The following is a 21,556-nucleotide window of genomic DNA, read 5'->3' as shown; positions in this document are numbered from 1 at the left end:
CTGGGCGCTGGACTATGGCCGATCTCCTCCAACTGTCCTTCATCAACCCCCAAAAGGGGGTCTCATCGAAGGTTCCGCTGGTTGATGCTTCCCGGATCGATGGACACGCCAAGACGGATGCCGCGCGCCACCGGTAGCAACAAGATGACGAGACAGGGGTGGATGACCATGCATTCTTTCGTGAAACTGACAGGTACGATTGCTGTCACGCTGATTTTAGGATTGCAAGCACGCGCCTCCGGTATCGATCAGGCATCAACCTTTGACGTTGATGTCGCCATTGTCTTCGCGGTCGATTCCTCATCCTCGATCGACAGGGGCACTGCGGACCTCCAGCGGAACGGGCACGTTGCCGCACTGACTTCGCCCGAGTTCATCAAGGCCCTTTCCGGCAATCATCTCGGCTGCATCGGCATAACCTACTTTGAATGGGCAAGCCCGCAACAGATAAGAACCGTGTTGCCCTGGACGAGGATCTGCGGACGTCAGGACGCAGAAGCGGCGGCCCGGGTGATCAGTAGGAAAGGCGCCACCGGCTTCAGCCGCGGAGTGAGAGGCGGGACATCCATTTCCGCGGCCATAGGCGTTGCAAGTCTGCTTCTCGACCGGTTCCCCGGAAATGCCGATCGAAAGGTCATCGACATCTCCGGCAATGGAGAGAACAATGACGGCCTGCCCGTTTTGCAGGCCAGGGAGAAGGCGATCGACAAGGGGTACACGATCAACGCGATTGCCATTCCATCGAAAGACGAAGCTGCGCTGGGCCGCCCACTGGCATCCTATTTCGCGGAAGACGTCATAGGCGGTTTCCAAGCCTTCGTTATGGTTCCACGGTCGACAAGCGACTACACAAAGGCGCTGCGTCGGAAGCTGGTAACGGAGATAGCCCTGAACATTGGGCCGAACCTGGCTAACTCCGAGGAACGCCTCGGGTGGCGGCTCGTTACAACAGTCGCGGACGCTCGATATGGCGCATCCAAATGGTAGCATTGGCTGCAACCGAATGCGGCGTCGCCTGCATATCTAGAACTCAGCCCTTTGCGATTCTTTTGTTGAACGACGCCCGCGAGCCCGCAGCCGCATAGAGCGGAAGTTTTTTCAGGTCGGCGCGGGTCAGGATCACTCCGGCCAGCTTCGCCCGCACTTCCGGTTCGCTGTCGAGCAGATCGGCGATGAGCTGCGGCGTTGCCCTGCCCCATTGCGCGGCAAGCACGAAATTATCGATCACGGGTTCGGCGGCGCGGGCATCGGAGGCGGTCGAGAGCGGAGCAAGATCGATGATGATGTGCTGGTACTGGCCGCGAAGCTCCGACATGAAGGTCTTGGCGCGATCGGAATTGAAGAGACTGGCCGGCTCGACCGTGCGATCCTTCAGCACCATGGGCAGCAGGGAAATATTGCTCCTGGAATCATAGAGCAAGGTTTCGTCGGTGCTCTTGTTCTGGAGCACGGCGTCGACGAGGCCCTGTTCCGCTTCGGCGGCGAGCCAGTCGCTCAGGCGCGGGTCGCGGGCATTGCCGTCGATCAGCAGCACGCTGCGGCCCTGGTTGGCGAGGTGGGCGGCGAGGTTGGCGGCGATGATGGTCGCGCCGTCGCCGGCAAGCGCCGAGGTGACGCCGGTCACCGTGCCCTGCCCATCCTTCTGGTGGCCGATCAGCGCCACGGCGGCCGAGCGGATCGTTTCCCCGAAGACCGAATAGGATTCGAGCACCGAGCGGCGGGCAGGTTCGGGCAGCGGCGCGCCCTTGCCGATCGTCATGGTGCCGAGATTTTTGGTGCCGCCGCGCGGCAGGTAGCCGAGGAAGCGGATCCCGAGCGCCCGCGCAATGACATCGCCGTCGCGCGCGCCACGGTCGGTCAGTTCGCGGAAGCCCGCTATGGCGCAGCCGATGACGGCACCCAGGATGGCGCCTACCGCGACGAGGAAGGGCACACGCGGCGCCATCGGTGCGGCGGGCAGCCGGGCATCACTCATGACGACGACATCCATGCCGGGCAGTGCGCGGGCGATCATCATGTCCTGAAGCTTCGCCTGCAGTGCGTCCTTTGCCGGGCCGCTCGCGCGGTCGATCTCGCTCTGCAGCGCCGCGCGCATGCGCGAATTGGCCATATCATTGTCCTGCGCGATCTTCTGCTTGAACGCCTCGGCAAAGGCCTGCGCGACTTTCTGGGCGACTGCCGGATTGGGATGGGTGTAGGAGATCGCGGCGACATAGGTGCGGCCGACGCGCGACGCCTTCACATTGGCCTGCAGGGCGGCTACGACCTGATCGAGATCGAGCTTCCTGGCGGCTTCGTCTGTCGAGGCCATTTTCATGCCCAGGCGGGCGCCGATCCGTGCGATCAGTTGCCTGAGGCCTGAAGCCGCAGGCTTGGCGAAGTCGGCGTCGTTGACTAGATCCAGCCGGTCGGCGACGATGGTCGCGACCGAGGCGGATCTCGCCAGTTCGAGCTGGGAAAGGAACTGGCCCTCCTCTTCGGGCGTCGTGGTCTCGATGCCCTGACGGACCGGATCGGCCGCAGGGCCGGAGCGCACCATGATGGTTGCGGCCGAGGAATAGACCGGCACCTGGCTCTGGGCATAGATGAAGCCGAGAACCGCGCCAATGATCGTGAGAAGCGCCACGATCTTCCACCGACGACGAGCGACGGCGAAAAGCTGTTCGAGAACGTGGAGGTCGGGATTGGCAGTGGCCGGAAGGTTCAAGGAAACACCCTGTGCTCGAAGAATTTGATGTGGCTATTGGGGTATAGAGGCAGGCCGCGGCGCAATCAAGTTCGGGCCTGCGTCGGACTTGCAGGATCACGGAATGTCGTCTACGTCTCACCTGCCCGCAATCATGCGGGCGATGATCTCAGGGCGGGGTGCGATTCCCCACCGGCGGTAAGTGGAGTATTCCACAAGCCCGCGAGCGCTTTCCGGCCTGCCGGAAAGGTCAGCAGATTCGGTGTGATTCCGAAGCCGACGGTATAGTCCGGATGGAAGAGATCGGTTTGCCTTCAGCACCCGTGCGCGCATGGGTGATCGTCGGCGTCCGCTTGCCCTGATTCATGCGTTGGGAAAGAAAGGACACGACCATGAATCTTGAACTATCCAATATCGAACAATCCAGAATCACATCCTCGCGCCGCATTGCGTTCGTCTCTGCGCGCTGGCACCGGGACATCGTCGATAATTGCCGCGATGCCTTCGCTACGGAGATCGCCGCCCTCACCGGTGGGCGCTACGAGATCGACTATTTCGAAGTGCCGGGCGCCTTCGAGATTCCGCTTCGTGCCAAGCGGCTTGCACGAGGTGCGCGCTACGACGCCGTGATCGGCGCGGCGCTGGTGGTGGATGGCGGTATCTACCGGCATGAATTCGTGGCGCAGGCTGTCATCAATGGCCTGATGCAGGTCGGGTTGGAAACCGATGTGCCGGTGCTCTCGGCGGTGCTGACGCCGCATCATTTCCACAGCGGTGCCGAGCACCAGACTTTCTTTGCCGAGCATTTCCGCGTCAAGGGCCGGGAGGTGGCTGCCGCTTGCCTCGCAATCGTCGAGGAAGCCGGCGCACTCAAGGCTGCGGCGTAAGAACGAAAAAACCCGGATGCTCGCGCATCCGGGTTTCCTTGCCATTGCTGGCGGAAGAGATCAATTGCCGTTGACGGCGTCCTTCAGGCCCTTGCCTGCGGAGAACTTCGGAACGTTGCGGGCCGGGATGTTGACCTTTTCACCGGTCGACACGTTGCGACCGACAGAGGCTTCGCGGCGGCTCACGGAGAAATTGCCGAAACCGACGAGACGGACATCGCCGCCCTTCTTGAGTTCTTCCTGAACGGCGTCGAACACGGCGTCCACTGCGGAGGCCGCGTCGGTCTTGCTCAGACTGGACTTCTCTGCGACTGCTGCCACGAGTTCACTCTTGTTCATGTTTCCACCCCTTTCCTAGCTGGTTTGAAACGACTCACGTTGTTCTTGGGGCAGTTAAAGACTTCGACTGCCCGACCGCAACCCTGATACAGAAGTTTCCCGAGAAATCCAGCCTGTTTAGACGATTTTTCATAAAGAAATGGCCGGTCTGGAGACCGGCCATCCGCAATTTTGGGTCAGTTTGCCGCCAGAGATACACTCGCTGGCCAGAACCTGACAATCTTTCCGCTCAGTGAGCGATCGAAAGTCCCGCATCATCGACGGCGCCCGGCTTTACCGGTGCGGGGTCGAATGATTCGTTCCACTCGATCGCCACGGGCTGGCGAGCAAGCGCATGTTCGAGAACCTCGCCCACGCGGGAGACCGGAATGATCTCCATATTGTTCTTCACATTGTCAGGAATATCCGCCAGATCCTTGGCGTTATCCTGCGGGATCAGAACCTTCTTGATGCCGCCTCGCAGTGCCGCGAGCAGTTTTTCCTTCAGGCCGCCGATCGGCGACACCCGGCCGCGCAGGGTGATTTCACCCGTCATCGCGACATCGTGTCGGACCGGAATGCCGGTCATGACCGAGACGATCGCCGTGACCATGCCGATACCCGCCGACGGGCCGTCCTTCGGGGTTGCGCCATCCGGTACGTGTACGTGGATGTCGCGCTTTTCGAAGAGCGGCGGTTCGATGCCGAAATCAAGCGCCCGCGAGCGGACATAGGATGCCGCCGCCGAGATCGATTCCTTCATCACGTCCTTGAGGTTGCCGGTGACCGTCATGCGGCCCTTGCCCGGCATCATCAGCGCCTCGACGGTGAGCAATTCGCCGCCGACTTCGGTCCAGGCAAGACCGCTGACCACGCCGACCATATCCTCGCGTTCGGCTTCGTCATGACGGAAGCGCGGCACGCCAAGATACTGGTGCAGGTTCTCCGTGGTCACGTCGACCTTCAGCACCTTGTTGCGCAGAATTTCGGTGACCGCCTTACGGGCAAGCTTGTTGAGCTCGCGTTCGTAATTACGGACGCCGGCTTCCCTGGTATAGGCGCGGATGACTTCCATCAGCGCTTCATCTGATATCGAGAACTCCTTCGGCTGCAGCGCGTGGTCGCGCATCGCCTTGGAAAGCAGGTGCCGCTTGGCGATTTCCAGCTTCTCGTCTTCGGTGTAGCCGGCAATACGGATGATCTCCATGCGGTCCATCAGAGGTGCAGGGATATTCAGCGTATTGGCCGTGGTCACGAACATGACGTTCGACAGGTCATATTCCACTTCGAGATAGTGGTCCATGAAGGTCGAGTTCTGTTCCGGATCGAGCACCTCGAGCAGAGCCGACGACGGGTCGCCGCGGAAGTCCTGGCCCATCTTGTCGATTTCATCGAGCAGGAAGAGCGGATTGGCCTTCTTTGCCTTCTTCATCGACTGGACGATCTTGCCGGGCATCGAGCCGATATAGGTCCGGCGGTGACCGCGGATCTCGGCCTCGTCACGCACGCCGCCAAGCGCCATGCGGACATATTCGCGGCCGGTCGCCTTGGCGATCGACTTGGCGAGCGAGGTCTTGCCGACGCCGGGAGGACCGACGAGGCACAGGATCGGGCCTTTGATCTTGGAGGAGCGCGCCTGCACGGCGAGATATTCGACGATGCGTTCCTTGACCTTGTCGAGACCGAAGTGATCCTCGTCGAGGATTTTCTCGGAGTTGATAAGGTCGGTCTTGACGCGGCTGAACTTGCCCCAGGGCAGGCTCAGCAACCAATCGAGATAATTGCGCACGACGGTCGATTCGGCCGACATCGGGCTCATCTGCTTGAGCTTGCGGAACTCGGCATCGGCCTTTTCGCGCGCTTCCTTGGAGAGCTTGGTCTTGCCGATACGGGCTTCCAGTTCGGCCATTTCATCGCGGCCGTCCTCGTCGCCCAGTTCCTTCTGGATCGCCTTCATCTGCTCATTGAGGTAGTATTCGCGCTGGGTCTTCTCCATCTGGCGCTTGACGCGCGAGCGGATGCGCTTCTCGACCTGCAGGACGGAGATCTCGCCTTCCATGAAGCCGAGCGCCTTTTCGAGCCGGCCCTTGACGGACACGGTTTCGAGCATTTCCTGCTTGTCGGTCAGCTTGATCGACAGATGCGAAGCGACCGTGTCGGCAAGCTTCGAATAATCGTCGATCTGGCCGGCGGCGCTGACGACCTCGGGAGAGATCTTCTTGTTGAGCTTGACGTAGTTTTCGAATTCGGAAACCACCGAGCGCGACATCGCCTCGATCTCGACCGCGTCCTCTTCGGGCTCGGCAAGGATCGACGCGGTGGCTTCGTAGAAGTCCTCGCGGGCGGTGTAGTGTTCGATGCGGGCGCGCGCCCTGCCCTCAACGAGCACCTTGACGGTGCCATCGGGCAGTTTCAGCAGTTGCAGCACGTTGGCAGCGGTGCCGACCTCGAAGATCGCCGAAGGCGGCGGATCATCGTCGGTCGCATTTTTCTGGGTGACGAGAAGGATTTGCCGATCGGTTCCGATCACCTCTTCAAGCGCGCGGATGGATTTCTCGCGGCCCACGAAGAGCGGAACGATCATGTGGGGGAATACCACGATGTCGCGCAGCGGCAGAACGGGGTAATTCTCCTGACTTCCTTCAGTCGGGAATGTCTTTTTGGTCATTTCTTTCCCTTTCAAGTCCAAGCCTTAGACAAGGCCAGGGCGGCAATCCCTCACTAGGCGATGCCGACCTGTAGTAGCCGTTTCCGGCCACGCTAACAGGTGGCTATGCCGGGTGGACAATTCAAGCCTGATTCAGGCCACTCGAAACACCTGATGTCAAATGCCTGTCACAATCCCGAGATCAAATTAGCCAAGGCGGATGTTGCGAACCTTGCGCACAAGCCCGGGCCGGCAGAATCGTCGGGAAAGCAACGCTTTCACAGTCTTTTTTGCGCCTGTTGGGCGGGACGCGCAACGAAAAACATGCCGATATCGCGGGAATATTGCATCGCATACAATGAAAAAGGCCCGGATTTTGCCGGGCCTTGGATGGTATGGGCGGTGGGTAAGTGCCTTAGGCTGCCGACAGCATCCTTGTCTCGTCCTCACCGAACATGCGCTCCAGGTTGAGGAAGCAGATCATGCTGTCCTGGTAGGTAATGATGCCATCCGCGTAAGACACGGCCGCACTGATGTCAGGCACCGGCTGAAGCAGTTCCTGGCCGATCGTCAGGATATCAGAGACCCCATCGACCAGAAGCCCGATCGCCATGCCGTGAACCTCGGCCACGACGATGGCGCTACGCTCATTGGGTTCGGCCTTGATCATGCCGAGCTTGCGGGCGAGATCGATAATCGGAATGACGGTTCCCCGGAGATTCATCACGCCGAGAACATCCGGTGGCGTATGGGGCAGCGGCGTCGCCGGAGCCCAACCACGGATTTCGCGGATCGAGGTGGTGCGCACGCAGAAATCCTGATTGTGGAGGCGGAAGGCGATGATCTCCAAAATCTGGTTTGCGTTGCCGGCATTGCTGGAGTGAGATGAGAACATCAGAATTCCGACCATTCCTGTTTGAGTGCCGCGTTGCCCAAGCGTGCCGCACTCCATGCGCTGATTTTATCGGCTATTGACTGGAACAATGAGGCCTATTGCTTAAATCAAACTTAAGTCAAAACGCGAGTAATCGCATCCGACCGACGCTAAAGGTCATGTGGTATGGCCAAACGAAAAAGGCCCGGAAAAACCGGGCCTTCAATTCGAAGTTGGACTGGCCTCAAGCCGAAGCGGGAGCCTTGTCCTCACGCCGGTCGGCATAGATGTAGAGCGGACGGGCATTGCCCTTGACCACTTCATCCGAGATGACGACTTCCTGGACGCCGTCGAGCGTCGGTAGCTCGAACATCGTGTCGAGCAGGATCTTCTCCATGATCGAGCGCAGGCCACGGGCGCCGGTCTTGCGAACGATCGCACGCTTGGCGATTTCGCGCAGAGCGGTCTCGTGGAAATTGAGCTCGATGTCCTCCATCTCGAACAGGCGCTGGTACTGCTTGACAAGCGCGTTCTTCGGCTCGGACAGGATCTGGATCAGCGCATCCTCATCGAGGTCCTCAAGCGTCGCGATGACAGGCAGACGGCCGATGAATTCCGGGATCAGGCCGAAACGGACCAAATCTTCCGGCTCAAGGTCGCGCAGCACATGACCAACGCGGCGTTCGTCGGGAGCGGCGACCTTGGCGCCGAAGCCGATCGAGGTCTTTTCCGAGCGTGCCAGGATCACCTTTTCGAGGCCGGCAAAGGCGCCGCCGCAGATGAACAGGATGTTGGTCGTATCCACCTGCAGGAATTCCTGCTGCGGGTGCTTGCGGCCGCCCTGCGGCGGAACCGAGGCAACCGTGCCTTCCATGATCTTGAGCAGCGCCTGCTGGACGCCCTCGCCCGACACGTCGCGGGTGATCGAGGGATTGTCCGACTTGCGGCTGATCTTGTCGACTTCGTCGATATAGACGATGCCACGCTGGGCGCGCTCGACATTGTAATCAGCGGACTGGAGCAGCTTCAGGATGATGTTCTCGACATCCTCGCCGACATAGCCGGCTTCGGTCAGCGTCGTCGCATCGGCCATGGTGAACGGCACGTCGATGATGCGCGCGAGCGTCTGGGCGAGATAGGTCTTGCCGCAGCCGGTGGGGCCGACCAGCAGGATGTTGGACTTTGCGAGTTCCACGTCCTGATTCTTGGTGGCGTGCGCCAGGCGCTTGTAATGATTGTGCACCGCGACGGAAAGGATGCGCTTGGCCTGCTTCTGGCCGATCACATATTCGTCGAGCACCTTCATGATGTCCTGCGGGGTCGGGACCCCCTCGCGGGACTTCACCATCGAGGACTTGTTCTCCTCGCGGATGATATCCATGCAGAGTTCGACGCATTCGTCGCAGATGAAGACGGTCGGACCCGCGATCAGCTTGCGGACTTCATGCTGGCTCTTGCCGCAGAAAGAGCAATACAAGGTGTTTTTGGAGTCACCGCCGTTGCTTCCGCTGACTTTGCTCATAATACTTTCCTTCCAGAACGCCCGCGACACGAATGCCGGTACACGGGGGTCAAATCCTGACACCCCGGCATTGAGCGGAACTTGCCGCTGTTACAACGGGGCCTTGGGGACGCTAGCCAGGGCAGACAAACACATCTGCCAACAGGCGGCAACGAATCCCCCTCATCAGAGGGAGCCTATGTCATATTTCTTCAACATAGGCTTAATGTCCATTATTAACGAGCCCAAACCCAACCGCCTAGTCCCTTTCCATGACATTCTTGTCATGAAAAGGGCAAAACGGTGGATTACGCAGGCATCAAGCCTCCGTCTCGCCCTCGGCATCGACTCGCGACGTGATGACCTGATCAATCAGGCCCCAGTCCTTGGCCTCTTCCGAGGTCATGAAGTTGTCGCGGTCGAGTGCGCGCTCGACTTCTTCATAGGTGCGACCGGTGTGCTTTTCATAGATCTCGTTCAGGCGGCGCTTCATCTTGAGGATGTCGCGGGCGTGGCGTTCGATATCCGAAGCCTGGCCCTGGAAACCGCCCGAGGGCTGGTGCACCATGATGCGCGCATTCGGCGTCGCAAAGCGCGCGCCCTTGGCGCCGGCGGCGAGCAGAAGCGAACCCATCGACGCGGCCTGGCCGACGCAGAGCGTCGAGACCGGCGGACGAATGAACTGCATCGTGTCGTAGATCGCCATGCCCGAGGTGACGAGGCCGCCGGGCGAGTTGACATAGATCGCGATCTCCTTCTTCGGGTTCTCGGATTCGAGGAAGAGAAGCTGGGCGCAGACAAGCGCGGCCATCGTGTCTTCCACCGGACCGATCACGAAAATGATCCGTTCTCGAAGCAAGCGTGAAAAAATGTCTCCATGGCGCTCGCCCCGGTTAGTCTGCTCAATGACCGTTGGTATAATGGCCATCATGGTTTCAATCGGATCTTTCATGTCCATCCTTCACAAAGCATCTCCGGAAAGCCCACGTTTCCCGGGAATCATCACAAAATTCTTACCCCCTACATAGAGTGTCCGTACCCGAAACTTCAAGCCGTGCAGGGAATTTGCATGGCCGTACTTTCAGATTCGCGCTTAATGCGGGGTTAGGGCGGAAAGTATGGACAGGGAAATTGTCGGACAGGATGAAGAAAGGGTGAAGCAAGTGGTCGCAGTTGCAACCACTTGTCATTGTGGGGCCAAGCCTTTACCTGAACGTGCATGCCCGGACTTACCGATCGCGAACGCACGACCATCGCCCGCATCATCCGCGTCAACCACGCGGGCGAGACCGGCGCGATCCGGATCTATGCCGCCCAACTCTGGCGCGTCCGGCGTAGTTATCCCGACATGGTGCCGGCGCTCGAAAAGATGCGACGAGACGAAATCCGCCATTGCGCGATTTTCGGCGCGGCAATGATCGAGCGGGATACTCGGCCCTGCCGGGTCATGAGACTCTGGAGCCTCGGCGGTTTCGTCATCGGCTTCGCGACAGCACTCCTCGGCCGCAACATGATCTGGGTCTGCACCGAGGCGGTGGAAACCACCGTCCACAAGCATCTGATCGAGCAGTTGCATTTCTTGAGAGATCGCGACCCGGCGCTTTTCACGGCCATTGATGCGATCAAGGACGAAGAACTCGAACATCGCGACCATGCGATCGAGATGCAAGAGGGCCGAGGCTCGCTCGACCACATGGCCTATGCAGTGATCTCGACGCTGACCGGGTTGATGATCTGGCTATCGACCTGGGGCGACCCGTCGCTGATGGCGCGGGATTTGCGAGTGGATCAGGTATAAGCAATCTTGCCGGTATTGGTGGATTCGCGCTACCGCTTTGCGATGACCCAGATCCCCGCCTATTTCAAATTCGATCCCGCCACCCGGCATCTCTCGCTCGATGCCCGCGATCCCGCCTTCTATCGCGACCCGAACCGGGCCTATGCGGCCATGCACACGACTTCGCCCACCTTTGTCTGGGAAGAGGAAAAGCAATGGTACTTCACTGGCTACGACAATGTGAACGCGATCCTGCGCGACCGGCGGTTCGGGCGGCAGATCACCCATGTGGCGAGCCGGGAGGAACTCGGTCTGCCTGAACCCTCGCCACATCTGGCGGATTTCGACCGGGCCGAATCCAAGTCGCTGCTGTCGATCGAGCCGCCAGAGCACACGCGGCTGAGGACGCTGGTCAACCGTGCCTTTGTCTCACGCAATATCGAGCGGTTGCGGCCTGAGATCGCGGCGCTTTCGCACCGGCTGATCGACGGTTTCGAGAAAGATGGCGGCACGGAGCTTCTCGCAAGATTCGCCGAGATCATTCCCGTCACCGTGATCGCACGGATGATCGGCGTTCCCGACGACATGTGCCGGCAGTTGCTCGACTGGAGCCATGACTATGTGCGCATGTACATGTTCGGAAAGACGGACGAGGATGAGCACCGCGCCAACAAGGCTGCCCGGGAATTCGGCGACTATATCATCCGGCTTGCCGAGGAGCGGCGCAAGGACCCGCGCGACGACCTGCTGACGCTGATGCTATCGCCGGCGCGCGACGGGCAATACCTGACCGAGGAAGAACTGGTCTCCACCGCGATCGTGCTGCTCAATGCCGGGCATGAGGCCACGGTTCACCAGATTGGCAATGCAGTGAGTGTGATTCTGAAGAACGGCTGCGATGCCAAGGCCTTGTTCGCCGATTCGGCATCGACTGTCCTGACGGCGGAGGAAAGTTTCCGCATTTCGGCACCCGTGCACATTTTCAAGCGCTGGGTGCTGGAGGATCTCGAATTCGACGGGATGAAATTCCGCAAGGGCGACGAGGTGGGATTGATCCTCGCGGCCGCCAATCTCGATCCGAAGAAGTTTTCGGACCCCCTCGCCTTCCAGCCCGCGCGCAACGAGGGAATCAGCCTCTCCTTCGGCGCCGGCATCCATTTCTGCATCGGGGCGCCACTGGCGCGACTTGAGATGCAGATCGCGCTACCGATTCTGTTCGAGCGATTGCCAGGAATGCGGCTTGCGGCCCAGCCCGTGGTCAAGGATGTTTATCATTTCCATGGGCTGGAAAGATTGGATCTAGAGTGGTGACGAACGAAGCCCGTGGTTCGCTCACAAAGCGGAGCCGCGAGCTTGAGGGCGCCGCCGCCAAGCCAGATGGCGCCCTGAAGAAGGATCAAGCAGCGGCCTTGGCAGTGACGCCGTAGCGGCTTGCAGACTTGTCGCGGGATATCTGGCCACCGAGCGCGCCGCGCGCGGCCTCGAAGGCCTGCAGCAGATGCTGGTCTTCCATCGACGGGATGGTGACGAGTTCGCCAAGATCGTAGCCGGCAAGCGCGGCATCGACGAGGTCCTCGACATGCATGACGATCTCCTTGGGGTAGTTGCCGACGGAACCGCCGACACGGTCGAACAATTCGGTTGCAGTGATACCGGGCAGTACCGCCTGAATCCTGACGCCCTTACCATCGAGTTCGCGGGCGAGCGACTGCGTCATGCCGAGTACGAAGGACTTGGTGCCGCTATAGGTGCCGTTGAAAAGCTCGGGCGCGATGGCGACGCCGGATGCTATGTTGATGATGCCGCTCCCGCCGCGTGCGACGAAAGCCTGGGCAGCGGCGACTGCCAGCCGATTGGCGGCGGTGATATTAATCGCGATCATCCGGTCGAGATAGTCGATATCGTCATTGAGGAGCGGGCCTTTCGGGCCGATGCCGGCATTGTTGACCAGCAGCGTGATCGCCTCGTCGGCACGGAGCTTCGCCTCAACCCGCTTCACGTCGGATTGGTTCGAGAGGTCAGCGCCCAGCACTTCGACCTTCACACTGTGTCTAGCGCTCAGCGTGTCGGCGAGTTTGTTGAGGCGGGTCACGTCGCGCGCCACGAGCAATAGGTCGTAGCCCCTGCCCGCGAGCCGCTCCGCATATGTCGCGCCGATGCCCGCCGAGGCGCCGGTGACGAGTGCTGTTCCCAGGTTTGCAGTTCTAGCCATATCTGATCTCCTTCTGGCATTTACTGGTATATGCCACTATATTGCCTGCACTCTTGCGCATTGCAAGAGGGATGGATAAATTAATTGCATATGCCAGTAATTTCTCTGGCCCGGCGGTGGACAACGTGATGGCGGAAAAAACGGACGACAGTATCTGGATGCACTGCTCGAACACCGCGATACGCCGCGCGGCGCGCCAGCTCGGCCAGCTCTATGACGATTGCATGGAAGGCAGCGGCCTGAAGGGCACCCAGTTCGCGCTACTCTCGCAGATCGCATCGACCGGCGAACCGGCGCTGAAGCAGCTTGCCGAGGCCATGGTCATGGACCTCTCGGCGCTCGGCCACACGCTGAAGCCGCTGATCCGCGACGGCTATGTGGAACTGGTGCCCGATGCGGACGACCGGCGCGTCAAGCGCGCGCGGCTGACAGTGTTCGGGAAGAAAACACAGCAAGACTTGCTTGCCAATTGGCGCGATGCGCAGTCAAGGTTCGATCGGGTGTTCGGGAAGAAGAGGTCGGAAGAAATCCGCGAGGCGCTGGCGTTTGTTTCATCGCCGGAGTTTGCCAAGGCGTTTAGAAAGGATGGCCCGTAAGAGGCGTCTTGCCAGCACGACCCGGTTGTGCGACGCTTAGTTCGTTCGCTCATGGAGAAACGAGCATGGCTAGATCTGGGCGCCAAGAATCGAAATCGACTGGCTCGCAGACATGGATTGCACGCGACGCAAAATCCGGGCGCTTCGTCGAGATCAAGAGCGCAAAAGGCTCAGCAGTAGCTGAAGGTCAAGCTGCCAAGCGCAAAGCAGTGCCCGATCGTCGTCCTGGCCGTTTCAAGGGCGTTCTATCGGTGGGACCTGAGTTTTTCGAGCCGCTTTCCGAGAAGGATCTCGAGGAACTCAATGGTGCATGAGGGTGCTTCTGGATACGCATGCATTGCTCTGGTGGTTGGCTGATGATCCAAGCCTGTCCGCTACCGCGCGGCGAACGATTGCGGAAGTCGACAATACAATCTTTGTCAGCGCTGCGTCCGCCTGGGAGATTGCCACCAAATTCGCCAAGGGCAAACTACCCACAGCAGAGACCATCATACCAAACCTTGCCCAGATTGTTGCGGAAGAGGGCTTCCTCCATCTGCCGATCACGATCGACCATATGATCCGAAGTGCTTTCCTGCCCGGTGATCACCGTGATCCGTTTGACCGAATACTCGCGGCTCAAGGTATCATCGAAGAACTGGTTCTACTTTCAACGGATGAGAAAATGCGAGAGCTTGGGGTGAGCGTGTCCTGGTAGGCCTCATACCCTGATCACATAATCTTTCCGTGTGGTTTCAATTACTTCCCACGTCCCCTTGAAGCCCGGGCGAAGTATCAGCCGGTCGCCTGCCCTTAGGTGAATTTCCTCGCCGCCATCCTCGGTCACCACGGAATGGCCTTCGAGGACGTGGAAATATTCCCATTCGTCATAGACGATGCGCCACTTACCCGGCGTCGCCTGCCAGATGCCGGAATAGATGCCGCCTTCGGCCTCCTCGATGTTCCAGGTGGTGAATTGAGGATTGCCCGAGATCAGCCGGTCTGGCGCCGGTGCGCCAATTTCCGGAGTGATCTTGGTCGCGTCGAAGCCGACTGCCTTGTCCGTCATGCGTGCTCCAGAGCCTGTTCGAGATCGGCGATGATATCCGAGAGGTCTTCGATGCCCACCGACAGCCGCACCACATCCGGACCCGCGCCGGCAGCGATCTGCTGTTCTGGAGAGAGCTGGCGATGGGTGGTCGAGGCCGGGTGGATGACAAGCGAGCGGGTGTCGCCGATATTGGCGAGATGCGAGAAGAGCTTCAGGTTCTCGACGAAATTCTTGCCCGCCTCGTAGCCGTCCTTGAGGCCGAAGGTGAAGACCGATCCGGCGCCCTTTGGAGAGTATTTCACCTGCAGTGCGTGATTGGGGTCGTCCTCGAGGCCGGAATAGTTGACCCAGGCGACCTTCGGATGTGTCTTGAGCCATTTGGCGACGCCCAGCGCATTGTCGCAGTGGCGTTGCATCCTGAGCGGCAGCGTCTCGACGCCGGTGAGAATGAGGAAAGCGTTCATCGGTGCGAGCGAAGGCCCGAAATCGCGAAGGCCCAGTACGCGGGCTGCGATCGCGAAGGCGAAATTGCCGAAAGCCTGGTGCAGCACGACGCCACCATATTCCGCGCGCGGTTCGGAGAGCATCGGATACTTGCCCGACTTGGACCAATCGAAGGTGCCGCCATCAACGATGGCGCCGCCCATGGAATTGCCATGGCCGCCGATGAATTTGGTCAGCGAATGGACGATGATGTCAGCGCCATGCTCCAGGGGCCGGATGAGATAGGGCGTGGCCATGGTGTTATCGACGATCAGCGGCAGGCCACGCCGATGAGCGACCTCGGCGATGGCGACGATATCGACGAATGTGCCGCCAGGATTGGCGAGGCTCTCGATGAAGACCGCCTTGGTCTTGTCATCGATCAGCGCCTCCATGGTCGAGGGATCTGAAGTGTCGAACCAGCGGACGTTCCAGTCGAAATTCTTGAAAGCAGTGCCGAACTGATTGATCGAACCGCCATAGAGGCGGCGCGCGGCGATGAAATTGTCGCCCGGGCGCATGATATTGTGGAAGACAAGAAGCTGGGCGCCATGACCGGATGCAGTCGCGAGGGCCGCCGTGCCGCCTTCTAGTGCGGCGACGCGCTCTTCCAGCACGGCGCTCGTCGGGTTCATGATGCGGGTATAAATATTGCCGAACTGCTGCAGGCCGAAGAGAGCGGCGGCATGGTCGGAATTGTCGAAGACATAGGCGGTGGTCTGGTAGATCGGCGTGATTCGCGCCTTGGTGGTGGGATCGGGCTGCGCGCCGGCATGGATGGCGAGCGTTGCGAAGCCTGGATTGTCCTTGCTCATGGTATCCTCCCTCATGGTTGCCGGGATGATAGCGGTTTCATCCCAAGAGGACAGCCCGGCGCGGCAAATTTATCCGTCCAGTCTTGGAACGGCATTGACAGATTAGCCACCCTCAGGCGCGTTGGATCGACACGGCAACCCAGAGAAACCGCGCTTTTATACAATATCGATCTATTTTGGAGATTCCAGTGCGATGCCCGAAGTTCTGCACGCCCGGTACCAATAGAAGCAAACAAAAACACCCTCTTTCGAGGGCGGCCCGTTACATCACCAAGTCACTCGTCGCGATAGACCTTTTCACGGCGCTCGTGACGCTCCTGCGCCTCGATCGACAATGTCGCTATCGGCCGCGCATCCAGCCGCTTGAGGCTGATCGGCTCGCCGGTTTCCTCACAGTAACCGTAGGTGCCGTCGTCGATCCGCTGCATCGCCGCGTCGATCTTGGAGATCAGTTTGCGTTGGCGGTCGCGAGCCCGAAGCTCGATGGCCCTGTCGGTTTCGGAAGACGCCCGGTCGGCCAGATCGGGGTGGTTGGCGCTTTCTTCCGCAAGGTGATCGAGAGTCTCGCGTGCCTCGCGCAAGATCTCATTCTTCCATGCGACCAGCTTGGACCTGAAATAGGCCCGCTGTCTGGTGTTCATGAACTCCTCGTTTTCCGAGGGGACATAGTCGGCAAGATCGATATTCTCACTCAACGCGATTCTCCTGAAGAACATCCCGCACGCGCTGCCCTATAGCCCTACAAATGTGTTAATTCAAGCCGAAAGCGCAGGTAAGGTTATTTTTAAAACTGTTACAAACTTGCGCTAAGTGATTATTTTTTTATCAGTATTCAGAATCGACCCCTACTTCTCACAGGTCAGAACCGCCCCGTGGGGCCAGCCCGAGGCACCAGCGCGATTGACGTTTCAGGACGCCCCGTTTACGCAAAACGGGACACATTTGTCCTTCCCGCACCGGATTTGATCCATGCCGCCTGATAGCGCCGAAACATTCCGCCTCTATCTCATGAGGCACGCGCACGCCGGCTGGGCCACGCCCAATACAAGCGATTTCGAACGACCGCTCGACGAACGCGGACGGTTCGAGGCGCGCGATGTGGCGGCGCAGGCGCTGATGGCCGGAATAAGACCAGATGTGCTGATATCTTCGCCTGCGCTGAGGTGCCGCGAGACGACGGCCGCCTTTCTCGACGTGTTTCGCGACCTGAGATCGCAGGAGGACGAACAGCTTTACTCCGGTGGTTCGGACGCCTATCTCGGCCACATCGTGGCGCATCGTGACGTCGGATCGCTGATGATCATCGGGCACAATCCGATGATCGAGGCGCTCGCCCATCATCTTGCGCGGCCGAGCGCCATCATCGCCCCGATCGCCATGGGCTATCCCACGGCGGGGCTGCTGGCGCTCTCCTTTCCCAAGCCATTGCCGCACAAGATGCTGCATGCGGGCGAGGCCCTGCGCCTCATCGTTCCGTCTTTGACCTGAACGATTTCGTGCCTATATTGCGGGCTCAGATTTCTCTCGACGGACATCGCGATTGCCGCCCTCGCCCATCAATATCGCCGACGAAGCGCTGATCGCGCTTGAAAATCTCGCCGACCGGGCAACGGGTTTAATCAATCCCACCTTGCGGCTGGGCGTGACCGGGCTCTCCCGCGCCGGCAAGACGGTGTTCATCTCCGCCCTGATCCACAACCTTTTGAATGGTGGGCGCCTGCCGCTTCTCGAAGCGCAACGCTCCGGTCGCATCAAGTCCGTTCGGCTAGAGGAACAGCCCGATGACGCCGTGCCGCGCTTCCAATATGAAGATCACATCCGTGCGCTGGTGGAAAAGCGGCTATGGCCGGATTCGACGCGCGCGATATCCGAACTCAGGCTGACGATCGAATATGAGAGCGCATCGGCCTGGACCCGGCTGCTTTCGGCGGGCAAGCTGTCGATCGACATTGTCGATTATCCCGGCGAATGGTTGATGGACCTGCCGTTGCTGGACCAGGATTTCAGGACATTTTCCGAACACGCCGTGACACTGGCCCGTGGAGGGCGACGCGCGCCGCTGGGCGAAAAATGGTTGAAGCTCGCGGATGGCATCGCAGCGGATGCCCAGGCCGATGAAATGCTGGCGCGCGACCTGGCCGTCGAATTCACCGCCTATCTCAAGGCCTGCAAGGAGGACAAGCATTCCTTCTCGGCGCTCGCGCCGGGCCGCTTCCTGATGCCCGGCGATCTCGAGGGATCGCCGGCGTTGACCTTCGCGCCACTGGTCAATTTCCGTGAGGGCAAGCAGGCGCGGGGCAGCCTGGCGGCGATGATGGAGCGGCGCTTCGAGGCTTACAAGACCCATGTCGTGAAACCCTTCTTCAAGGAGCATTTCGCACGGCTGGACCGGCAGATCGTGCTCACCGACACTTTGCAGGCGCTTAACCGTGGGCCGGAGGCGCTGGCGGATCTCGAAAATGCCCTGGCCGATGTGCTGGGCTCGTTCCGGCCGGGCACGAATTCCTGGCTCTCCACCTTCTTCACCCGCCGCATCGACAAGGTGCTGGTCGCGGCAACCAAGGCCGATCATCTGCACCACGAAAGCCACGATAGGCTGGAGGCGCTGACGCGGCGGATCGTCGAGCGTGCGACGGACAAGATCGGCCGTTCGGGGGCGTCGATCGATGTCATCGCGCTGGCCTCGATCCGGGCAACCCGCGAGGCTGTCGTCAATCGCGACGGCGAGACGCTTCCCGTCATCGTCGGCACACCCATTCTTGGCGAGGAGATCAACGGTGAAGTCTTCGACGGCAAGCGCAAGACGGCGATCTTTCCCGGCGACCTGCCTGAAAAGACGGATATCTATTTCCGCGCTGAGAACCCTGAAAGCGGTGCGCCCGAACTGCCGCATATCAACATCGTCCGCTTCCGGCCACCCGCGATCGAGGAGACCGGCGGCGGCATCAAGCTGTCGCTGCCGCATATCAGGCTCGACCGTGCGTTGCAGTTCCTGATCGGAGACCGGCTGGCATGAGCAAGGAACCGCGCAAGCCGCAGAGTTTTTCCTTCGACGAGCCCATGGGGCCATCGTCGGCGACCCCGCGCCGGAGGCCGGAGGCTTTCGAGAGCGGCATCATGCTCACGCCGGAGGAGGACGATCCCTTCCTCAAGAGCCCCGAAGATGATCCCGCGCTGGCACCAGTCGCCCGGTCGAGGCGCAGCTTTCCCTTCTTCAGCATATTCGCTGGAGCGCTCGGTCTCATCCTGTCTGTCGCATTCGGGCTTTGGCTCGATCAACTGATCCGCGACCTGTTCACGCGGGCGGATTGGTTGGGCTATACGGCGATCGGCGTGACGGCGGCCGGTGTTCTGGCAGTGCTCGGCATGGCTGCGCGCGAACTCATCGCCATCCGCCGGCTGGCTTCGGTACAGGTGCTGAAGGACGAGGCGGAAAAAGCGGGTCTCGACCGCAAGCCAGCGCATGCCCGAGCGGTGGTCGCCAAGCTTGTCAGATTGTCGGAAAGTATCCCGGAAACAGCGGCCGGGCGTGCCGCGCTTGCCCGCACTGCAGACGAGATCATCGATTCACAGGGCCTGATGAGCCTCGCCGAGCTGGAACTGCTGGCACCGGCCGACCGCAAGGCGCGGCAACTGGTGCTCAACGCCGCCAAGCGGGTCTCGGTGGTGACCGCCGTCAGCCCGCGCGCACTGGTCGACCTCGGCTATGTGATTTTCGAATCGGCGCGGCTGATCCGTGCGGTGGCGGAAACCTATGGCACGCGTCCGGGGCGGCTCGGCATGTTCAGGCTGTTCCGTGATGTCATCGCCCATCTTGCCGTGACCGGTTCGATCGCCGTCGGCGACGGCATCGTGCAGCAGCTTCTCGGACATGGCCTTGCGTCGAAAGTGTCGGCGCGATTAGGCGAAGGCGTGATCAACGGGCTGATGACGGCGCGCATCGGCATCGCCGCGATGGACCTGCTGCGGCCCCTGCCCTTCAAGGCTCTCAGGCGTCCGGGCGTGTCGGATTTCATCGGCGACCTGACGAATACATCCGGCGGCAAATAGCGCGTCTCAGCTTGTCGTTGATTCAACTCTGGAAATTGCACCCGAAAAAGTGTAGCTATTTTGCAATAGCGGATTCAATCCCGGACCGGCTATCGGTTCTTAGGATTGCAAGCAGTGTACTTCATGTCTAATAGAAACCACGCATTAACCATTCTCGGCGAAGACTTGCCATCGAGTTGATCGCTGGCCCAGGGGAAGTTCTATGTTATCGCGCCTCAAGATGATTGCCACAGGCTTCGCGGCAGTTGCCATCACAACCCTGGCCGCTATCGGACCTGCCGAGGCAGCCAATCGCGACAAGGCCTTCTTCGAAGGCGTCCAGGGCCAGTGGACCGGACCGGGCGAAATCGTCGCCGGCAAGTACAAGGGCACGAAGTTCACCTGCACGCTCGCAGGCTCGTCCGACAATAACGGCAGCGGGATGACGCTCGACGGCTCCTGCCGCGTCGGCATCTTCAAGCAGCCGATGAAGGCGACGATCCGGAGTGCCGGCCGCACCTACAAGGGCAAGTTCCTCGACGGCGCGGAAGGCAAGGGCCTCGATATCGTCTCTGGCAACGTGACCGGCCAGAAGATCGTCGTCGGCATTACGCGCGCCAAGCTGAACGGCGCGATGATCGCCCGTCTCCAGGGCAAGAACACGATGACTGTCACGATTTCGGTCAAGGTCGACAACACGATGGTTCCGGTCATCGGCATGAACCTGAACCGGGAAACCGACGAGATCGCGGTCGGCTCGGTCGACTGAATATCGGTCAATTGAATGACGGGAGCCGGGCAATGCCCGGCTTTTTCATTTTGTGGCTTTCCACCAATGGCGACTTTCGTCAGCGACTTCAATGCCTGACGCATCGACCTCGGCAAGCCATTCCCGGACTGTCTTCCCATTGACTGTGAAATCAGGGGCGAAGTCGGCGAGCGGCATCAGAACGAAGGCGCGTTCGGTCATGCGAGGATGCGGGGTGGTCAGCTGGTCGGACTTGATCGCCAGTCCACCGAAATCGAGGATGTCGATGTCGAGCGTCCGCGGCCCCCAGCGCTCGGCGCGTACCCGGCGATTGACCTGCTCGATGCCGAGCGCCAGCCCCAGCAGGGGCACCGGGGAAAGCGTGGTCTCAACCTCGGCGGCAGCATTGAAAAACCATTCCTGGTCGGTCTTGCCCCATGGCGGCGTCTTGTAGAGGCGCGAAACCTGCGTCACCCGGCAGTCCGGATGCTGTTCCAGCATTTGAAGTGCCGACGACATGGCGGCGACCGGATCGCCGATATTGCCGCCAAGGCCCAGAAGTGCCGTGGATATGCGATTATTGTCCTGCATGATGCTCGATAGTGACCTGAACGTAATCGAGCACGCCGGCGACCGGCGCGTTCGGCTTGCGCAGCGTGATCTTGGCGCGGCGAATTTCAGGGAAACGCTTTTCGAGCGAGCGGGCAATTTCCATCGCCAGTGCCTCGATCAGGAAATAGCGACGCCCGATGACGATCTCCTCGATCACCTTGAAGGCCACGCCGTAATCCACGGTCGACTCGATCGAATCGTCTTCCAGCGGTCCCGCGGGCTGCACTTCGAGTTCGGCATCGACAAAGAAACGCTGACCGAGCACCTCTTCCTCGCGCATGAGCCCGTGGCGGGCGAAGAAGGCACAGTTGGCGAGCAGGATTGTGTAGGTCCCAGTCATG

The 21,556-nt window shown here is 60.3% G+C and carries 23 protein-coding genes and 1 riboswitch; of the genes, 11 read left to right on the top strand and 12 right to left on the bottom strand.

All coding sequences use genetic code 11. The features are described from left to right. The first annotated feature begins 162 nt into the window (after positions 1-162). Positions 163-987 carry a DUF1194 domain-containing protein gene (locus IHQ71_RS10295; RefSeq protein WP_258161873.1) on the top strand — a complete coding sequence of 275 codons (825 nt, stop codon included), beginning with the start codon at positions 163-165 and terminating at the stop codon, positions 985-987. A gap of 43 nt (positions 988-1,030) precedes the next feature. On the opposite strand, the gene IHQ71_RS10290 is transcribed toward IHQ71_RS10295, so the two are convergent. Then, positions 1,031-2,707 (bottom strand): Wzz/FepE/Etk N-terminal domain-containing protein, encoded by a 1,677-nt coding sequence (locus tag IHQ71_RS10290; RefSeq protein ID WP_258161872.1) that lies wholly within the window; start codon positions 2,705-2,707, stop codon positions 1,031-1,033. 140 nt (positions 2,708-2,847) lie between these two features. After that, a riboswitch (FMN riboswitch) is annotated at positions 2,848-2,995 on the top strand. Positions 2,996-3,078: 83 nt separating this feature from the next. Between IHQ71_RS10290 and IHQ71_RS10285 the strand changes: the two genes are divergently transcribed. After that, positions 3,079-3,573, top strand: coding sequence for a 6,7-dimethyl-8-ribityllumazine synthase (locus IHQ71_RS10285; RefSeq protein ID WP_258161871.1), 495 nt, complete (start codon positions 3,079-3,081; stop codon positions 3,571-3,573). A gap of 60 nt (positions 3,574-3,633) precedes the next feature. Here the strand turns inward: IHQ71_RS10285 and hupB are convergent, their stop codons facing one another. From hupB to IHQ71_RS10260, 5 genes are all read right to left on the bottom strand, one after another. Continuing rightward, positions 3,634-3,912, bottom strand: a complete 279-nt coding sequence (hupB, locus tag IHQ71_RS10280; RefSeq protein ID WP_258161870.1) for a DNA-binding protein HupB — start codon at positions 3,910-3,912, stop codon at positions 3,634-3,636. Between the two features lie 229 nt (positions 3,913-4,141). Beyond that, a complete protein-coding gene (gene lon, locus IHQ71_RS10275; RefSeq protein ID WP_258161869.1) occupies positions 4,142-6,559 on the bottom strand; it encodes an endopeptidase La in 2,418 nt (805 codons plus the stop codon). 394 nt (positions 6,560-6,953) lie between these two features. Continuing rightward, on the bottom strand, positions 6,954-7,433 hold the full coding sequence (locus IHQ71_RS10270) for a chemotaxis protein CheW (protein ID WP_258161868.1): 480 nt from the start codon (positions 7,431-7,433) through the stop codon (positions 6,954-6,956). 223 nt (positions 7,434-7,656) lie between these two features. Then, complete coding sequence (gene clpX / locus IHQ71_RS10265; RefSeq protein WP_258161867.1) at positions 7,657-8,934, bottom strand: ATP-dependent Clp protease ATP-binding subunit ClpX; 1,278 nt, start codon at positions 8,932-8,934, stop codon at positions 7,657-7,659. A 298-nt stretch (positions 8,935-9,232) separates the two neighbouring features. Continuing rightward, positions 9,233-9,865: an ATP-dependent Clp protease proteolytic subunit gene (locus IHQ71_RS10260; RefSeq protein WP_258161866.1), complete on the bottom strand. Its 633-nt coding sequence runs from the start codon at positions 9,863-9,865 to the stop codon at positions 9,233-9,235. 267 nt (positions 9,866-10,132) lie between these two features. Here IHQ71_RS10260 and IHQ71_RS10255 point away from each other — a divergent pair, with 267 nt between their 5' ends. Both IHQ71_RS10255 and IHQ71_RS10250 read left to right on the top strand, forming a co-directional pair. Then, on the top strand, positions 10,133-10,711 hold the full coding sequence (locus IHQ71_RS10255; RefSeq protein WP_258161865.1) for a demethoxyubiquinone hydroxylase family protein: 579 nt from the start codon (positions 10,133-10,135) through the stop codon (positions 10,709-10,711). Positions 10,712-10,753: 42 nt separating this feature from the next. Beyond that, positions 10,754-12,001 carry a cytochrome P450 gene (locus tag IHQ71_RS10250; protein ID WP_258162800.1) on the top strand — a complete coding sequence of 416 codons (1,248 nt, stop codon included), beginning with the start codon at positions 10,754-10,756 and terminating at the stop codon, positions 11,999-12,001. A gap of 85 nt (positions 12,002-12,086) precedes the next feature. Here IHQ71_RS10250 and IHQ71_RS10245 read toward each other — a convergent pair whose 3' ends face one another. After that, positions 12,087-12,902, bottom strand: a complete 816-nt coding sequence (locus tag IHQ71_RS10245; RefSeq protein ID WP_258161864.1) for an SDR family oxidoreductase — start codon at positions 12,900-12,902, stop codon at positions 12,087-12,089. Positions 12,903-13,030: 128 nt separating this feature from the next. On the opposite strand from IHQ71_RS10245, the gene IHQ71_RS10240 reads away from it, so the two are divergent. The 3 genes from IHQ71_RS10240 (at position 13,031) to IHQ71_RS10230 (ending at position 14,195) form a co-directional block, all read left to right on the top strand. Beyond that, the gene (locus IHQ71_RS10240; protein WP_258161863.1) at positions 13,031-13,498 is read left to right on the top strand and encodes a MarR family winged helix-turn-helix transcriptional regulator; all 468 of its coding nucleotides are present in this window, start codon (positions 13,031-13,033) and stop codon (positions 13,496-13,498) included. Between the two features lie 65 nt (positions 13,499-13,563). Next, positions 13,564-13,812 carry a hypothetical protein gene (locus tag IHQ71_RS10235; RefSeq protein ID WP_258161862.1) on the top strand — a complete coding sequence of 83 codons (249 nt, stop codon included), beginning with the start codon at positions 13,564-13,566 and terminating at the stop codon, positions 13,810-13,812. Next, positions 13,809-14,195 carry a type II toxin-antitoxin system VapC family toxin gene (locus IHQ71_RS10230; RefSeq protein ID WP_258161861.1) on the top strand — a complete coding sequence of 129 codons (387 nt, stop codon included), beginning with the start codon at positions 13,809-13,811 and terminating at the stop codon, positions 14,193-14,195. The genes IHQ71_RS10235 and IHQ71_RS10230 overlap by 4 nt, the downstream gene beginning before the upstream one ends. Before the next feature lie 3 nt (positions 14,196-14,198). Here IHQ71_RS10230 and IHQ71_RS10225 read toward each other — a convergent pair whose 3' ends face one another. The 3 genes from IHQ71_RS10225 to dksA all read right to left on the bottom strand — a co-directional run bounded on the left by IHQ71_RS10225 (position 14,199) and on the right by dksA (position 16,521). Beyond that, complete coding sequence (locus tag IHQ71_RS10225; RefSeq protein ID WP_258161860.1) at positions 14,199-14,546, bottom strand: cupin domain-containing protein; 348 nt, start codon at positions 14,544-14,546, stop codon at positions 14,199-14,201. Continuing rightward, the gene (locus IHQ71_RS10220; RefSeq protein WP_258161859.1) at positions 14,543-15,826 is read right to left on the bottom strand and encodes an O-acetylhomoserine aminocarboxypropyltransferase; all 1,284 of its coding nucleotides are present in this window, start codon (positions 15,824-15,826) and stop codon (positions 14,543-14,545) included. Before IHQ71_RS10220 ends, IHQ71_RS10225 begins: the two co-directional genes overlap by 4 nt. A 275-nt stretch (positions 15,827-16,101) precedes the next feature. After that, complete coding sequence (gene dksA, locus IHQ71_RS10215; RefSeq protein WP_258161858.1) at positions 16,102-16,521, bottom strand: RNA polymerase-binding protein DksA; 420 nt, start codon at positions 16,519-16,521, stop codon at positions 16,102-16,104. Positions 16,522-16,795: 274 nt separating this feature from the next. On the opposite strand from dksA, the gene IHQ71_RS10210 reads away from it, so the two are divergent. From IHQ71_RS10210 to IHQ71_RS10195, 4 genes are all read left to right on the top strand, one after another. Beyond that, positions 16,796-17,314 carry a histidine phosphatase family protein gene (locus IHQ71_RS10210; protein WP_258161857.1) on the top strand — a complete coding sequence of 173 codons (519 nt, stop codon included), beginning with the start codon at positions 16,796-16,798 and terminating at the stop codon, positions 17,312-17,314. 52 nt (positions 17,315-17,366) lie between these two features. Beyond that, entirely contained in the window at positions 17,367-18,842 is a 1,476-nt protein-coding gene (locus IHQ71_RS10205; RefSeq protein ID WP_258161856.1) for a YcjX family protein, read from the top strand. Then, positions 18,839-19,876, top strand: coding sequence for a YcjF family protein (locus tag IHQ71_RS10200; protein ID WP_258161855.1), 1,038 nt, complete (start codon positions 18,839-18,841; stop codon positions 19,874-19,876). The genes IHQ71_RS10205 and IHQ71_RS10200 overlap by 4 nt, the downstream gene beginning before the upstream one ends. 202 nt (positions 19,877-20,078) lie before the next feature. After that, positions 20,079-20,624, top strand: coding sequence for a hypothetical protein (locus tag IHQ71_RS10195; protein ID WP_258161854.1), 546 nt, complete (start codon positions 20,079-20,081; stop codon positions 20,622-20,624). 45 nt (positions 20,625-20,669) lie between these two features. On the opposite strand, the gene folK is transcribed toward IHQ71_RS10195, so the two are convergent. Together folK and folB are read right to left on the bottom strand one after the other, a co-directional pair. Further along, positions 20,670-21,194: a 2-amino-4-hydroxy-6-hydroxymethyldihydropteridine diphosphokinase gene (gene folK / locus IHQ71_RS10190; RefSeq protein ID WP_258161853.1), complete on the bottom strand. Its 525-nt coding sequence runs from the start codon at positions 21,192-21,194 to the stop codon at positions 20,670-20,672. Continuing rightward, positions 21,181-21,555: a dihydroneopterin aldolase gene (gene folB / locus IHQ71_RS10185; protein WP_258161852.1), complete on the bottom strand. Its 375-nt coding sequence runs from the start codon at positions 21,553-21,555 to the stop codon at positions 21,181-21,183. The genes folK and folB overlap by 14 nt, the downstream gene beginning before the upstream one ends. Position 21,556: the final 1 nt, after the last annotated feature.

Origin of the sequence: Rhizobium sp. TH2 (assembly GCF_024707525.1) — a bacterium.
Classification (GTDB): domain Bacteria; phylum Pseudomonadota; class Alphaproteobacteria; order Rhizobiales; family Rhizobiaceae; genus Rhizobium_E.
This window is presented reverse-complemented; position numbering and strand designations above follow the sequence as displayed.